The organism is Paraburkholderia phymatum, assembly GCF_040965635.1.
GTDB classification, from domain to species: domain Bacteria; phylum Pseudomonadota; class Gammaproteobacteria; order Burkholderiales; family Burkholderiaceae; genus Paraburkholderia; species Paraburkholderia phymatum_B.
On record NZ_JBFRCH010000031.1, the window covers coordinates 62,997 to 78,345 of the forward strand.

Below are 15,349 nucleotides of genomic sequence, written 5' to 3' on the forward strand. Positions count from 1 at the left end.
GATATTGGAGACACTATGACCATGCTGAACACGGCGACGCCGGCATACGAAGCGGACGACGCCATTCCCCGTCGCCGTTGGCTGCGCGTGATCCCGCCGCTGCTGCTCGCCTGCATCATCTCGTACATGGATCGGGTCAACATCGCCTTCGCGATGCCGGGCGGCATGAACGCCGAACTCGGAATGAACGCATCGATGGCAGGGCTCGCGGGCGGTATTTTCTTCTTCGGTTACCTGTTCCTGCAGATTCCGGGCGGGCGGCGGGCGGCGCTCGGCAGTGGCAAGACATTCATCGCGTGGTCGCTCGTCAGCTGGGCGGTTCTGTCGGGGGTCACGGGGCTCGTCACGCAGACCTGGGAACTGCTCGCGCTGCGCTTCCTGCTCGGCGTTGCCGAGGGCGGGATGCTGCCCGTCGTGCTAACGATGGTCAGCCGCTGGTTCCCGGATCGCGAGCGCGGCCGCGCAAACGCGATGGTCATCATGTTCGTGCCGCTCGCAGGCATGATCACGGCGCCGCTGTCGGGCTTCGTGCTCGCCGCGTACGACTGGCGCCACCTGTTCTACAGCACGGCGCTGCTGTCGATCCTGTTTCTCGGCGTCTGGCTCGCGTTTGCCGACGATGGTCCGGAATCAGCGCACTGGGTGTCGCCGCGCGAGAAGGCGTACATCCTCGACGCGCTGCGCGCCGAGCATGAGCGCAAACAGGCGGCGGGCACGCCGAACGTCACGTCGTTCGGCGCGCTGTTGCGCAACCCGACGATCTGGCTGCTGATCGCAATCAATCTCTGCTATCAGGCGGGCATCTACGGCTATACGATGTGGCTGCCGACGCTGCTGAAGGACCTGACCCATACGGGCATGGGCAAGATCGGCCTGCTCGCGATGATTCCGTACGTTACGATGGTCATCGGCATGTTCGCGACGTCGTATCTGTCGGATCGCACCGGCAAACGGCGTCTCTTCGTGCTGCTGCCGCTCATCGGTTTCGCCGTCTGCCTCGCGCTGTCGGTGTTGACACACGAGACGATGGCTTTGTCGTTCGCATTCCTGATTGGGTGCGGATTTTTTCTGCAGGCAGCGGCAGGCGTCTTCTGGGCGATTCCGCCGAAGCTCTGCAGCGTCGAGGCGGCAGGCAGCGCACGCGGTCTCATCAACGCGCTCGGCAATCTCGGCGGCTTCTGCGGCCCGTACGCGGTCGGTGTGCTGACCCAGCACGTCAGCTCGGCGGCGGGCGTCTACTGTCTCGCGGTCGTGCTTGCTGTCGCCGGCCTGCTCGCGCTGACGCTGCCGAAGCGCTGCGAGGACTGAGACGCGCATTCGAACGAACCGAACAGACAACTGTGGCGCCAGCGGCGCGCCGCGGCACAGCATTGGAAATATGGAGACTGGGACGATGAACGATATCCTGCTGCTGGTGCAGAAATGCGCGCACACCTTCAGCTTCTACGACCTCGAGACGAAGACGGCGCTCAAGCACATCGTACTGCCGAGCTTTCCGCACGAGTTCACGGTGGATGTTGACGGACGCTACGCGTATGTCGGCATCTTCGGGATCGAGACTGCCTGGACGCGCGGGCAGGACGGCGACCACCGCGTGGCCGAGATCGACCTGCATGAACGCAGACTGACACGGATGCTCGACCTTTGGCCGTACTATCGGCCGCACGGGATGGCGAGCGATGCTACGGGCCGCCTCTATGCGATGAGCGAGGCAAACGACATGCTGCTCGTGTTCGACCGCCCGCGCGAGCAGGACGTGCCGAACATGGCGGTGCCGTCAGGTGGCGTGAAGACGCATCTCGTGACGCTGACGCGCGACGCGAGCCGCGCGTACGGCGTACACCTGCTCTCGAACACGGTCACACAGTTCCATCCGCGTGACGCGACGGTCGCGCCACGCGCGGTGATGCCTGGGCCGCGCCCCGAAGGCAACGCGCTGTCGAGCGACGAGAAGACTTTGTATGTCGCGAACAGAGGCGACGACACGCTCGTCGCGATCGACACCGGGACGATGACGTGCGGGCGCCGCGTGAAGACGCGCAGCGACCCGAATCGGATCTACCGGACGAGCGCACCCGACGGCCGCGATCTGCTGTTGCTGACGAACTCTGGCGAGCAGTCGATCTCGGTGTTCGACGCGGCACAGCTCGAGGAAATCGAGCGCATCGCGCTGCCGGCGAATCCGACCGCGCTGTCGTTCCATCCGCTGCGGCCCGCTGCGTACGTGTCGTTCCAGGACGACCACATACGCGAACTCGATTTGCGCGCGTGGCGCTTCGTCAACGAGATTGCAACGCTGCGCGAACCGGATGCGTCCCATGTGGTCCCCGGTGGGCGCTGATCCGGGTGCGGACGATCGCGCGCTCGCGCTGCCCGACGCGATCGTCGACGCGCATCATCATCTGTGGTGGCTCGGCGGCGCAGTGCGCTATCCGTGGCTGCAGGACGCGTATGACCCCGCGCACTTCATGCTCGGCGACTACGCTTCGTTGCGCCGCGATTTCGACGTCGACGCGTACCGTCGCGCGACCGAAGGAGCGCCCGTTGTCGCGAGTGTGCACGTGGAGGCCGAGTGCGCGCGCGATGATGCGATCGCCGAGACGCGCTGGTTGCACGAGATCGCGGCGCGCGCGACGCTGCCGTCGGCTGTCGTTGCGTGGGTCGATCTGCTGGCCGACGACGCGGACGAACGGCTCGCCGAACAGGCCGCGTATCCGCTTGTGCGCGGCGTGCGCTTCAAGCCACGCACGTCGGCGGTGCCGGGCGGCGCACTCGACGGACCCGGCACGCTGGATGATCCGCGCTGGCCGCGCGCGCTCGAACGGCTTGCCGTGCACGGGCTCAGCTGGGATCTGCGGGTGCCGTTCTGGCATCTCGTCGATGCAGCGCGATGCCTCGCCGACGCTCCGGCAGTTGACGTCGTGCTCGAGCATGCGGGCCTGCCGTGGGATCGCACCGAGGCCGGTCTCGCGGCGTGGCGGCGCGGGATGGAGGCGCTCGCCGCGTTGCCGCGCGTCGCGGTGAAGCTGTCCGAGTTCGGGCTGCGGGACGTTGCGTGGAATGAGGCCGACAACAGGCGGATCATCGCCGACGCGCTCGCGATCTTCGGCGCCGAACGCTGCATGTTCGCGAGCAACTTCCCTGTGGCCGGGCTGCGCGTCACTTATCCGGCGCTAGTACGCACGTTCGCGGCGGCGCTCGCGACCCAGCAATGGAGCGCGGCCGCGCAGCGCGCAGTCTGGCACGACAACGCTATCCGCATTTACCGGATCGATTCCGGCACCACCCGTTTACACGACAACCCGACAGGACCATGACCCAGATCACTGGAGAGATGTTGATTGGCGACGCCGCCGTGCGTGGCACCGCGGCGACGCTGCACGCGTTCGACCCGGCGCGCGGCGTCGCGCTCGAACCCGCGTTCGGCGGCGGCGACGCGGACGAGGTCGATTACGCATGCCGGCTCGCGCAGGCTGCGTTCGACCCGTTTCGCGCGCTGCCGCTCGAGACCCGCGCGTGCTTTCTCGAGACGATTGCCGAGCGCGTGCTCGCGCTCGGCGACGCGCTGATCGAACGCGCACACGAGGAGACTGCACTGCCGCTCGCCCGGCTCGTCGGCGAGCGCGCACGCACGGTTGGACAGCTGCGGCTGTTCGCGGCATTTGTTCGCGACGGGCGCTGGCTCGGCGCGACGCTCGATTCCGCGCAGCCCGACCGCACGCCGCTGCCGCGCGCGGACCTGCGGCTGCAGAAGATTCCGCTCGGGCCGGTCGCAGTGTTCGGCGCGAGCAACTTCCCGCTCGCGTTCTCGGTCGCGGGCGGTGACACGGCGTCCGCATTCGCGGCCGGCTGCCCCGTCGTCGTGAAGGCGCATCCCGCGCACCTCGGTACATCGGAGCTCGTCGGCCGCGCGATCCGGGAAGCGGTCCGCGTGTGCGGGCTGCCGGCCGGTACGTTCTCGCTCGTGCTCGGTGCGGGCAACGCGATCGGCGAGGCGCTCGTCGCGCACCCGGCGATCAGGGCGGTCGGTTTCACGGGGTCGCGTGCGGGCGGCCTCGCGCTCGCGGGTGTTGCCGCTCGCCGCCGCGAGCCGATTCCCGTCTACGCGGAAATGAGCAGCGTAAATCCCGTCTTCGTGCTGCCGCACGCGCTTGCCGCGCGTGGCGCCGCCATCGCGCGCGGGTTCGTCGAGTCGGTGACGCTCGGTGTCGGGCAGTTCTGCACGAATCCGGGCCTCGTCGTGCTGCCTGACGGGCCCGACGCGCAGGCGTTCATCGATGCGGCAGCTCAGGCGCTCGCGGAGCAGGGCGCGCAGACGATGCTGACGGGCGGCATCGCGGCCACCTATGCGCAGCAGGTGGCCGCGCGCGTCGCCGCAAGCGGCGTCCGGACGCTCGCGCATGGTGTACAGAACGACGCGCGCAATGCCGCGCGCCCAGCGCTATTCGCAACGACGCAGCAGGCATTCCTGGCGGACCGGCAACTCCACGACGAGATCTTCGGGCCGGCGTCGCTGATCGTCACGTGCCGGGATCTCGATGAGATGGTCGCGCTCGCGGAGCATCTCGACGGGCAACTGACGGCGACGCTGCAGTTCGACGAGGACGACACGGCGCACGCACGGCGCCTGTTCCCGACGCTCGAGCGCAAGGCGGGACGCATCGTCGCGAACGGCTATCCGACGGGTGTCGAGGTCGCGCACGCGATGGTCCATGGCGGGCCGTTTCCGGCCACGTCCGATGCGCGGACGACGTCGGTCGGCACGCTCGCGATCGAGCGGTTCCTGCGGCCCGTCTGCTACCAGGATCTGCCGGCCGCGCTGTTGCCCGATGCGCTGCGCGACGGCAATCCTCTCGGCATCGCACGGGTCGTCGATGGCACGCCCGGCACCGCGTAGGCGCGACATATGTAGCCCACCGTATGCAATGGAGTCCCGCCTGATTGGTCGGGATCCCGTCCGATCTAGCGCCACGAACTTACAAGAACCGGTATGAGCGCATACCGCAATACAACGGAACGAGACATGCAAACAGACAAGCATCAACGGCGTCATACACTGGGTTGCTGCGCGCACTGTCATTCATACTCTATGTGGACCGCGTCAATCTCGCAACAGCCGCGAGCGCAATCAAGGCCGAACTCGGGCTGTCCAACACCGAGCTCGGCCTCGCTTTCTCGGCGTTCGCCTACTCATATGCATTTTTTCAGGTTGGCGGCGGCTGGATCGCAGATCGTTTCGGTGCGCGCAAGACTCTGATCGGATGCGGCATTATCTGGGTCATCTCGACCTTCGCCACAGGCTTTGTCCATACACTCGGCATGCTGTTCGTTGTGCGACTTCTGCTGGGGATCGGCGAGGGGGCCACGTTGCCTGCGCAATCGCGAGCGGTTACGCGCTGGTTTGTGGGCGAACAGCGAGGCATGGTCCAGGGGTTTACGCATTCGTTCTCACGTCTTGGCAACGCCGTGACCCCGCCGCTCGTGGCGCTTTTGATGGCCTGGCTCTCGTGGCGCATCGCCTTTCTCGTGCTTGCTGTAGTGACGGCGATCTGGCTAGACATCATGTATGGACCTGCCGCACCTCAAGGTACGCGGATTAAGCTTGAGGTCGGTACACCGCGGCTCAGAGCCGCATTGAGGGGGCAGGTCATGAACAAGTTTAGCAAGTACGTGGGCCTGGATGTACATCAGGAAACGATTGCCGTGGCGGTCGCCGACATGGGTGGCGAGGTGCGGTATATGGGCGAGATCGCGAACACGCCCGAGGCCATCGCAAAAGTGGTGGCGCGCCTCAGACGTGGCACAGGGCGGCTGACATTCTGCTACGAAGCCGGCCCCTGTGGCTACACCATTTGCCGACAGCTGCGGGAGCTCAAGCAGGACTGCCAGGTCGTGGCGCCGTCGCTGATTCCGAAGAAGCCGGGCGAGCGCGTGAAGACCGACCGACGCGATGCCCTGAGTCTGGCGCGCCTGCATCGAGCCGGCGAATTGAGCGCCGTATGGATTCCGGATGAGGCACAGGAGGCACTGCGCGATTTGACCCGTGCGCGTGAGGACATGAAGGATCTGCAACGCCGGGCCAAGCAACGGCTGTTGTCGTTTCTCTCGCGCCATGGCCATCGCTACATGGGCCGTTCCAGGTGGACGCAAGCCCACTGGCGCTGGCTGGAAGGCATCAAGTTCGCACGGCCGGAGCAACAGATCGTGCTGCAGGAATATATCGACACGGTACAGGCCTGCGGCAAACGCGTGGCCAGTCTTGACCGCGAAGTCGAGATGGCGGCGCACGCCAGCACGCTCTGGCCAGTGATCGAGGCGTTGATGGCGCTACGCGGCATCAGTCTGCTCGCGGCCGGTGCTCGCGGAACTGGGCGACCTCACACGGTTTGCCGACGCGCCCCAACTGATGGCGTATCTGGGCCTGGTGCCCAGCGAACACTCCAGCGGCAAGCGCGAGCGCCGCGGTGGCATCACCAAGACCGGCAACAGCCACGTCCGGCGGGTACTTATCGAAGCGGCGTGGACCTATCGTCATGCCGCACGGAAGACCGCAACCCTGCAGCGGCGCGCAGAGCGCACGGCACCCGAAGTCCAGGAGATTGCGTGGTCGGCGCAAAAGCGGCTGTGCCAGCGGTTTCGCAACCTGATGGCACGCGGCAAGCTCAAGAACCAGGTCTGTACCGCCATTGCGCGAGAGCTCGCCGGCTTTATCTGGGCTATCGGGCAACACTTCACCCCTCTCAGCCAGGCCTAGCCGGAATGAGAGGTTAGTTGAGTACGCAACAGGATGTTTGGGCCAGGACGAGGCAACGGTGGGAGAACCCTCGCGCTTACACTAGGAGGCAACTGGAAACAGCACAATCCTCGAAGCTAGATTGAGGCAGCTCCCCGACGTTTCGTATGTCATGCGGTAACCAACCCGCGCATATCAGAATGATCAACCGTCGGATACCGCCTCGTCCTGGCCCAAGCATCCTGTTGTTGATGACCGTCCAGGAAAGGCACCGGTTTCGCATGGTCGTGAGCACTCAGGTGCCCGCGCTCACGACCCAATGCGTAGCATGGAAAACCGACGTCGCGTCAAGGGTCCGCTACGCCGGGCTGACGCCGCCCTTGACCCGTCAAGCCTTCGGGGAGGGAGCCAACTTTGGTACTTGACACGGTCCATACATATCAGTGTGGTGGTGCGTCGCTTTTCGGGAGTTTCCTCACGAGGCCGTCTCGCAGGCTAGCGAGCGCGTCCAGCGAAAGGGCCCGACGCCATGGGGACCGTTGTTCATGCGCATGTTGCCCACCATCTTCGTTTACTTCTGCTATGGGTGGACGGCATGGCTCTTCTTCACCTGGCTACCGACCTTCTTCCTTCACGGTCAAAGCCTCGACCTGAAGTCCTCGGCGCTTTTCGCCTCCGGTGTGTTCTTTGCTGGCGTGGTTGGCGATACGGTTGGGGGTGGGCTGAGCGACTTCCTGTTGCGCAGAACCGGCAGCCTTGCAATCGCCCGCGAGGGGGTCATCGTTGCAAGTTTCCTTGGCGCCCTGGTCTTCATTGTCCCGTTGCTGTTCGTGCGTTCGAGCTTCGGAGTGGCCCTTTGCCTGTCCGGCTCGTTCTTCTTTCTCGAACTGACGATCGGGCCGATCTGGGCCGTGCCAGGTGATATCGCCCCAGAGCACGCCGGTATCGCGAGCGGAATGATGAACGCAGGCTCTGCTGTCGCCGGTATTCTCTCGCCAATCATATTCGGCCTGCTGGTGGACACAACCGGCAGTTGGACCCTGCCGTTCGCGGGTTCCGTCGTCATGCTTCTGGTCGGCATCATCGCGGCGCTGCGCATTCGCCCGAGCGTGACCTTGGAAATGAGGATGGTCGCAACGCAGGGAACGCTGACCGTTTCATCGAGCCGTTGATTGGAAGCGCAAACCGAAAGTGAGGTGCGCGAAGGTCGTACAACCTGCCGTTTAGAAATCCGGCCTTCCGCACCGCGTGATCGCAGTGCCTTCAATCCTCATAGCTTGCATGCGCAAGCATCGCGCAACCGGCGCCGTTGCTCTGAGTTCACCCCGTCATTGATGGGCAGGTCAATAAAATGGTTTCGCCTGGATGAAAGACATGAAGTGGCGTGCTCAATCGCGAGCGCAGTACGCACCGGGACGCGATGGCGATTAATACCAGTTTTGAAGGCCAACCTCACTTCCGTTTAAGTGGCTATCGGGCAAAGTGGAATCGGCCGCGAAAAGGGGAAAGGTGATCTCGATAAATTTACCAAGACAGAGGCGATCTCTCAGTCCGCTTGGAGCAGCGTTCACGCTTCTTCGGGTACAGAACGGACCGCGAACGGACCGTGATAGCGAAAAGCGGCTAGCCATATGCATTTGACATAAAGCGAATAGCGAAGTCGCGATAGAATGATAAGGAATGCATATCATCGTTTGACTTGGAAAGGTGATTTTGGTGACAGCCTGATCATAATCGGCATGGCGGCAGGCTCACGGTCCTGATGCACGAGGCGGGAAGCCGCGGCACCGTCCATGACAGGCATCGAGCCGTTCGCGTCTGCGCCAACGAGGATATAGGCCTTCGCAGCAAGGGACTTCGGCGACGCGCGACAGCTGTCCAGGCACGTGCACATGAAGCATGTCGTTGCGCGATGCGCGAATCAAACCAGTTCTTCTGCCCATCGTGTCTGCAACTAACCGTCAGTGACCTTATCAGCCGTAGCCGGCTTCGCCAGCAATCCGTCAGCAGCGAGGGAGGCACCACGAGGCGCGTGCGACGTGACCACGATGCCCGCCGGCACGGCGCACGGTTATCTCAGGGTGTCGGAGGGCGGCGCGGCGGGCGCAATCGCATCCGTCACCAGTCAATGCGATGCTTTTCTCCCGTCTCGCGGTGCCGGCGGTCGTCGTCGACGTGCGGGTAGAGGCTCGTCGTGGTCTGCGACGCGTGACCGAGTTTGTCGCGCACGACGTTGCGCAGATCGACGCCGCCATCGGCCTTAAATCGGGGCAAGTGCACCAAGCAATGCCTTGGCCTCTCGCAGGTCAGCGGTGTCGAAGCCCTCCGTAAACCAGCCGTAGACCTCGGACAGCGCTTGCCGGGCGTCTGCAATTTTGCCCTTGCGCTGCCACAGCTGGGCCAGACCTGACGCCGCGCGCAATTCCAGCGATCTCGCGCCCTGATGGCGCGCCACCGCCATTGCCTTGCGAAAACAGGTTTCCGCTTCGTCGCTGCACGCGGACAGGCAACCATCCTTGTCCATTGCACCGAGCAGTATGCTGCCCTGGAGCCGATACAACTCCGCCTCGTAGTAGCGCTCCCCGGTTTTGTCCACGAACGCCATCGCCTCCTCAAGCATGCCGAGGGCAGTTTCGCTGTTGCCCCCGCACCGATAGCTGTCGGCCAGGAGGGCCAGAAAGTACGATCGATGGTCCTCGGAACCGGCAGCCCGGGCGGCGGCCAGGCCTTCGCGCATCTGGGCGATTCCCGCCTGGAGGCTTTCCAGTTCGGTCAGGGCCCAGCCCCGAAAATAGGTTCCCCACGCGACCCACAATGGCAGCCCCTCCTCGGACGCGAGCGTGAGGAGCGCATCGGCGTGCTCGAGGACCCGCAATGACTCCCGCCGGAGCTGATGCAACTCGGCCGCGTAAGCCAGCGCGTTCGCCAGGGTTGGACCAAAGGCAAGCTTTTGTGCGAGGGCAAGTGCCTCGAGGTTTCGCTTGTACGCCTGATCGGGGTAACCCTGAAGCCACAAGGTCAGAACCAGGATGTTCAACGCCCAGATGCCGGGATCCAGCGCATGAGCAATGGCATGTGCCTGATGCTGCTCGGGGTCGTAGAGGGCAAGCGCCTGTTCCGCGTGCGTGCGGGCGGCTTCGAGCTCCCCCTGGAGGAGGCACATACCGAGTGCGTCATGTGCGTAACCGAGCAAGGCCGGATCCTGGGCGCGCTGCGCCGTGTGGAGCATCCGTTCGGCCAGTTCGCGCGCAGTGGCATACTCGGCGCGCGACACATAGTGGATTCTCAGTCCAAGTTGCACCGCGAAAAGCTGTGACGTCTCGCCGATCTGCTCGCACAACGCCAGCGCGCGGGTATAGGTCGCCGCCACCTCCGGCGCGCCATAGCCTCTCAGGTCCATCAAGGCCGGACCCAGCGAAAGCAGCAGTGTCAGTTCCCACTGCATGCGTGCAGGGGTGTCCGGCAGACGCTTGAGCAACTCGAGCGCGACGCCGAGGTGGTGCATCGCGTCCAGGTGGGCCGCATGTCGAAGGGCCTGTTGCGCGGCACGATGCAGATACTCGACGGCCTTCGGGATATTGCCGCTCAGGCCGTAGTGATGCGCCAGTTCGCTGCAGTAATCCGCGATGCGGGTCGGGAAGAGCGCCTCGATCGCCTGCGCGGTGCGCTCATGCAGTGCGCTACGGCGCTCCGTGAGCAGCGAATGGCCGGCGACTTCCTGGGTCAGCGCGTGCTTGAACGAATACTCGACCTCCGGAAACGCGGGCCGTTCGAAAATGAACTCCGCGGCTTCCAGGTGGGCAAGAAGCTGGCGCAGATCGTCATCCGTGTGCGCAACGGGGGCAGCGCAGATGCGCTGGATCAGGCTGAACGGGAATTCCTTGCCGATGACGGCGAGCGTCTGCAGCAACTCCTTCTCCGCGACAGGGAGCCGGTCGATACGGGCGGCGAGCACGCCCTGAACGGTAGTGGGAATATGCAGCGACGCCGGGGTCTGCTCGATCCGGTAACGGCCAGGATCGCCAAGCAGCGATTTTTCCTCGGCCAGCGTCTGGACCACTTCCTCCATGAAGAACGGGTTGCCCTCCGTCTTTTCCAGGATGAGCTGCCTGAGGGGCACGAGAGAGAGGTCGTCCCCGAGCAGCGCCGTGAGCAGTCCCTGGGCTTCGGCCGGGCCCAGCGGTTCGAGTCGCAACGAGCTGCAGTGATCCGCGTGCTGCCAGCCGGGCTGATACTCGGGCCGGTAGTTCAGGAGTAGCAGGATCCGGGCGCCTGGCACGTGTTCGATCAGGTATGCGAGGAAGGCTTCCGTCTCGCGGTCCAGCCATTGCAGGTCCTCGAAGAGCAATTCGATGGGCTGATCGCGGCTCTCGCGCGTCAGCAGTTGCGTGATCGCGTCGAAGGTGCGGTCCCGCCGGATCCGGGAATCCATCTCTGCCAGCGCCGAACCGGCTTCGCCAACACCCAGCAGATGGAGCAGGTAAGGCACGAGATCCCCGAAGCTGCGCTCGAGCGTCAGCACCTTGCCAATGACCCTTTCCCGGCAACGTCGCTCGTCGTCCTGGGCGGTGATCTGGCAATAGTTCTTCAACAGCTCGATGAGCGGCAAATTGGCAAAAGCCTTGCCATGTGATACCGAAAACGTCTCCAGCACCAGACAGCCGCGCCGGGAGCGCTCCTTGAATTCATGGAACAGCCGCGATTTCCCGACTCCGGCCTCGCCGACCACTGCAACCACCTGCCCTTGTCCTGTCCTGACCTCATCCAGCGCCCGGTTCAGGTGCTCCAGTTCGGCCTCGCGGCCTACGAACCTTGCGAGACCACGGTGCGCCGCCAGTTGCAGCCGCGTGCGCAGCGCGCCAAGACCCAGCACCTCATACACCGGGAGTGGTTCGGGAATGCCTTTGACCTGGGTGGCCCCCAGGGCCCTGAACTCGAAATAACCTTCGGCCAGCTTGTGGGTCGCCTCGCTCACGAGGATTGACGAGGGCGTGGCGATCCCTTCCATCCTGGACGCAATGTGAATCGTGTGTCCGACCGGATCGTAGTCGGTGTGCAAGTCGTCCGTGCGGATCGAGCGCACCACGACCTCCCCGGTGTGGACGCCAACGCGGATCTGCAGCGGAATGGCTTTCTCAAGGCGAATGCGATCGCCGTGGCTGCGCATCGCCTGCTGCATGCGCAGCGCCGCGAAGAGCGCGCGCTGCGGATGGTCTTCGTGCGCGATGGGCGCGCCGAACAGGGCGAGGATGCCGTCGCCCAGCAATTTGGCCACGTAGCCCTCGTAGTAGTGCACGGCCTCCATCATCAGCGCGATGACAGGCTCGATCAGTCGATGGGCCTCTTCCGGGTCTAGGTCGTGGATCAACGCGGTGGAACCGGCCATGTCGGCGAATAGCGCCGTAACGGTCTTGCGTTCACCGGCCGTCTCGCCTCTCGCTTCCATGGCCGCCTGCTCGGCGAGGATGCGCTGGGCAAGGTGGTGTGGCGTGTAATGAACCGGCGCTGGGGATGGTCCTGGAACAGGCCGCGGACGCGGAGTAGACGCGGCAGGCGCCTCGGTCAGGGGACAGCCACACTCATTGCAGAATCTGGCGGAAGGCGTCGCTTCGTGCCCACAGCGAGGACATGTGCGCGGCAGAATTGCTCCACACACTTCGCAGAATTTGGCTCCGGCGAGGTTGTCGTATCCGCAGTTTGCGCAGTGCATAACAGCATTTCCCTTGCTACGGGGCCGTTTGAACATTATGCGCCCTACCCCGAGGGAAGTTCTTCGGTGTACAGGAGCCGTTGGCGGTTAGATGGGGATTTGGTGGCCGCGAGACGTCTCGCACGGTCGATCGCGTGTCACGGAGAGGGACGTCCGAAGGACTTTGGAGTTGGCTGTTGAGGGTCGAACTGCGACAACTGCGGGGGAATCCAGCGGGCTACCGTGCGGTGAAAGCCCGATCCATCTGGCAAGCCCTTTGACCTCATCTCTCTGCCTTGGCAACCGTCGCGATTGAGGCACGGTGCAGGTTGTCGCGCACCGTCGTCAGCTCTTCCCGCGGGCAGCGCATCCCCTTTTAAGGACTGGGTGGCCGAAAATGCCCGTTGCGACGTGCGCCTCAACACGTGCCGTGTCCAGGTGGCGGCGGATCGGCGATCGGCCCGGCGCCGGGCGTGGACGGCAGGCAAGACATCGGCGTCGCAAATAGACCCGATGGCGCGGCCGGTCTATCTGTCGGGCGGATCGCGGTCGTCGGGCGTCCCACGTTCCGTCGCCCGCGCCCAGTTCATCCGGTGACGCTCGACCGTTGCGGCGTGACGGGCGTCGTCTTCCGCGTGGAGGTAGAGGCTCGTCGTGTTCAGCGATGCGTGGCCGAGATTGTCGCGCACGGTGCGCAGGTCGACGCCGCCGTCGGCCTGGTGGGAGCCCGCCGTGTGCCGCAGCCAGTGCGCCGACGCGCGTCCGAGTTCATCGGCGCGATCGGCGAAGGCCGGCCCGCGCGACCGGAGCCAGGCCGCAGCGTCCGCAAAGATCGCCTTGATCGCGTCGTGCACGGCGGACCGGGACAGCGCGCGGGGCGGCCCCCGGAACGGCAGCAGCAGCGGCAGGTCGTCGGCGCGCGCGGGCAGGGCGCTCAGGCCGTGCGCGAGCCGGTAGCGGCGCAGCTCCTGCAAAAGCTCACCGGACACGGGCACCGTACGCAGCTTGCCGCCCTTGCCGAGCGTCTGCAGCCACCACTGCTCGTGCCCGTCGGCGCTGATTCGCCGGAAGAGGTCGCCCATCCGGCCGCCGGCCACCTCGGAAATGCGCAGCCCCTGCAGGTAGAAGAGGGTCATCAGCCACCGGCTGCGCGCAGCCCAGGCGCGCTGCGTCTCCGTCGCCTGCGGCAGTTGCGCGACGAACGCCTTGACGTCGTCCCACAGCGAGACGCACAGATAGCGCGTGACACGCGGCGCCGGCCGCGTCGTGCGCTGGCGCAGCAGCGCCAGCGGGTTGCCGCGCAGATAACCCGCGTCGACCAGCCAGATGAACATCGTGTTCAGGATGACCAGTGCCTGCCGCTGGCTATGCGGCGCCAGCGGACCGTTGAACGGCCGCCAGCGCGCGTCGCGCCGCGGATATTTACCGCGGCCGGTCGAGACCCAGCGGGACGCGGGCTGCGGATCGGCGAGGAAGGCGCGAAACGCGAGCAGGTCCTCGTGCGTGAGCGACGACAGCGGCTTGCCGAGCTGCACGACGGCCCACAACAGCAGCCGTTCGGCTTCCTTGCGGTAGCTGTCGAAGGTCGTTTTCGTGATCGCGTAGTTGGCCAGCCACGCGCGCACCGCGTCGAGGTCGTGGCGGGCGGCCAGCTGGCAGTGCGCGACGTCGGCGCGGTTGCTGCCGGCGCGGCCATCGAGGGTGGCCGGCAACACCAGCGTCTCCACGGGCGCAACAGCAGGAGGGGCAGGGAGGGCGGGCGGCATCGGGCGGCTCCGGAGGGGATTCATGAAACGAACGGCGATGACTGCATTCTATGCCAAATTACCCGACATTATAGGCGTAATGTCGTGTAGCACGAAAATTCAGTAAAGAAATGGGCGTTTTACGTTGTATTATTGGCTACCCGTTCTCGGTTTCCCGTCCGATGACCGACGTTCTTTCCGATGAGGCCCGCCTCGCGGCCGAGATCGACCGCCTGAAGGCCGCCTTTCCGAAAACCCGCGAGCTGTACCGCGAGGTCTGTGCGCTCTTGTTCTTCCGCTTCGGGCAGACGCCCACCGCCAACCGCCTGTACCAGCTCGTCAGACGCGGCAGCATGGGCACGCCCGCGGCGGTGCTCGGCGAGTTCTGGGCCGAACTGCGCGAAAAGAGCCGCGTGCGCATCGAACACCCGGACCTGCCCACCGATCTGCGTGACGCGGCCGGGGAGCTGGTCGCGACGCTGTGGACGCGCGCGGCCGCGTCGGCGCAGGCAGAGCTCGACGCGCTGCGCGCGGAAGTCGAGAGTCATCGGGCAGAAGCGGATCAGCGCGTCGCCGCGGCACGCGCCGAGCTCGAACGCACCGAAACGGCACTCGAGCAGCGCACCGCGGCGCTGCTGGCCGCCCAGGTCGAGGTCCGCGCACTCGAGAAGGCGCAGGCCGAGGGGCACGCGGCGCGCCATGCGATGGAAGCCGACATCACGCGGCTGAAGGCCGAGGCGACAGCGCGCGACCGCGAACTGGCGCAGGTGCGCGACGGCTTCTCGCGCGATCTGGAGAAACTGCGCGAGACGGCGGAGCGCGCCGAAGAGCGCCTGCGGGCCACGGAGAAACGCGCACTGCTTGAGATCGACCGCGAACGGAGCGCGGCCGCGAAGCTGCAGAAGGAACTTGATGAGGCGAACCGGCGCGCCGACCGGCGCGACGCGGAGCATCGCCGCGCCGTCGAGACGCAGCAGGCGCAGCTCGGTGACGCGCGTCATCAGGCGGGCGTGCTGCAGGGGCGCCTGGAGGCCGTGCAGGCGACGAACGTGACGCTGCAGCAGCAGCTGGCAGCCGTGCGCCAGGCGGACACGCGCGAGGCCGGGCCGGCCCGGCCGGGCCGGGCCCACGGCGCACCAGCCGGGTCCACCCCCGCGCGGCCCGGGGCGCCACCCCCCGCCC

General features: G+C 65.5%; 8 protein-coding genes and 3 pseudogenes. 8 read left to right on the forward strand and 3 right to left on the reverse strand.

The features are described 5' to 3' along the window. The first annotated feature begins 15 nt into the window (after positions 1 to 15). From AB4Y32_RS32325 to AB4Y32_RS32355, 7 genes and pseudogenes are all read left to right on the forward strand, one after another. A complete protein-coding gene (locus AB4Y32_RS32325) occupies positions 16 to 1,308 on the forward strand; it encodes an MFS transporter (RefSeq protein ID WP_368725214.1) in 1,293 nt (430 codons plus the stop codon). An 85-nt stretch (positions 1,309 to 1,393) separates the two neighbouring features. Then, a complete protein-coding gene (locus tag AB4Y32_RS32330) occupies positions 1,394 to 2,341 on the forward strand; it encodes a YncE family protein (RefSeq protein WP_368725215.1) in 948 nt (315 codons plus the stop codon). Beyond that, entirely contained in the window at positions 2,319 to 3,317 is a 999-nt protein-coding gene (locus AB4Y32_RS32335) for an amidohydrolase (protein ID WP_368725216.1), read from the forward strand. The genes AB4Y32_RS32330 and AB4Y32_RS32335 overlap by 23 nt, the downstream gene beginning before the upstream one ends. Continuing rightward, positions 3,314 to 4,897: an aldehyde dehydrogenase (NADP(+)) gene (locus AB4Y32_RS32340; protein WP_368725217.1), complete on the forward strand. Its 1,584-nt coding sequence runs from the start codon at positions 3,314 to 3,316 to the stop codon at positions 4,895 to 4,897. The genes AB4Y32_RS32335 and AB4Y32_RS32340 overlap by 4 nt, the downstream gene beginning before the upstream one ends. Before the next feature lie 126 nt (positions 4,898 to 5,023). After that, positions 5,024 to 5,556, forward strand: a pseudogene (locus AB4Y32_RS32345) (MFS transporter); the annotation flags it as partial. A 93-nt stretch (positions 5,557 to 5,649) separates the two neighbouring features. Continuing rightward, positions 5,650 to 6,754: pseudogene (locus AB4Y32_RS32350) on the forward strand (IS110 family transposase). Between the two features lie 425 nt (positions 6,755 to 7,179). Continuing rightward, positions 7,180 to 7,905: pseudogene (locus tag AB4Y32_RS32355) on the forward strand (MFS transporter); the annotation flags it as partial. 946 nt (positions 7,906 to 8,851) lie between these two features. Here AB4Y32_RS32355 and AB4Y32_RS32360 read toward each other — a convergent pair. From AB4Y32_RS32360 to AB4Y32_RS32370, 3 genes are all read right to left on the reverse strand, one after another. Further along, positions 8,852 to 9,007, reverse strand: a complete 156-nt coding sequence (locus AB4Y32_RS32360) for a hypothetical protein (RefSeq protein ID WP_407670889.1) — start codon at positions 9,005 to 9,007, stop codon at positions 8,852 to 8,854. Beyond that, positions 8,994 to 12,443 (reverse strand): adenylate/guanylate cyclase domain-containing protein, encoded by a 3,450-nt coding sequence (locus tag AB4Y32_RS32365; RefSeq protein WP_368725218.1) that lies wholly within the window; start codon positions 12,441 to 12,443, stop codon positions 8,994 to 8,996. The genes AB4Y32_RS32360 and AB4Y32_RS32365 overlap by 14 nt, the downstream gene beginning before the upstream one ends. A gap of 506 nt (positions 12,444 to 12,949) precedes the next feature. Next, positions 12,950 to 14,188: a tyrosine-type recombinase/integrase gene (locus AB4Y32_RS32370; protein WP_368725219.1), complete on the reverse strand. Its 1,239-nt coding sequence runs from the start codon at positions 14,186 to 14,188 to the stop codon at positions 12,950 to 12,952. Positions 14,189 to 14,349: 161 nt separating this feature from the next. Between AB4Y32_RS32370 and AB4Y32_RS32375 the strand changes: the two genes are divergently transcribed. Continuing rightward, a partial coding sequence (locus AB4Y32_RS32375) for a DNA-binding protein (protein WP_368725220.1) occupies positions 14,350 to 15,349 on the forward strand: 1,000 nt, incomplete at its 3' end.

Coding starts and splice junctions, on each gene's coding strand:
- AB4Y32_RS32365 (WP_368725218.1), bottom strand. CDS start 12,443: ATGCACTGCGCAAACTGCGGATACGACAACCTCGCCGGAGCCAAATTC.
- AB4Y32_RS32370 (WP_368725219.1), bottom strand. CDS start 14,188: ATGCCGCCCGCCCTCCCTGCCCCTCCTGCTGTTGCGCCCGTGGAGACG.
- AB4Y32_RS32325 (WP_368725214.1), top strand. CDS start 16: ATGACCATGCTGAACACGGCGACGCCGGCATACGAAGCGGACGACGCC.
- AB4Y32_RS32335 (WP_368725216.1), top strand. CDS start 2,319: ATGTGGTCCCCGGTGGGCGCTGATCCGGGTGCGGACGATCGCGCGCTC.
- AB4Y32_RS32330 (WP_368725215.1), top strand. CDS start 1,394: ATGAACGATATCCTGCTGCTGGTGCAGAAATGCGCGCACACCTTCAGC.
- AB4Y32_RS32340 (WP_368725217.1), top strand. CDS start 3,314: ATGACCCAGATCACTGGAGAGATGTTGATTGGCGACGCCGCCGTGCGT.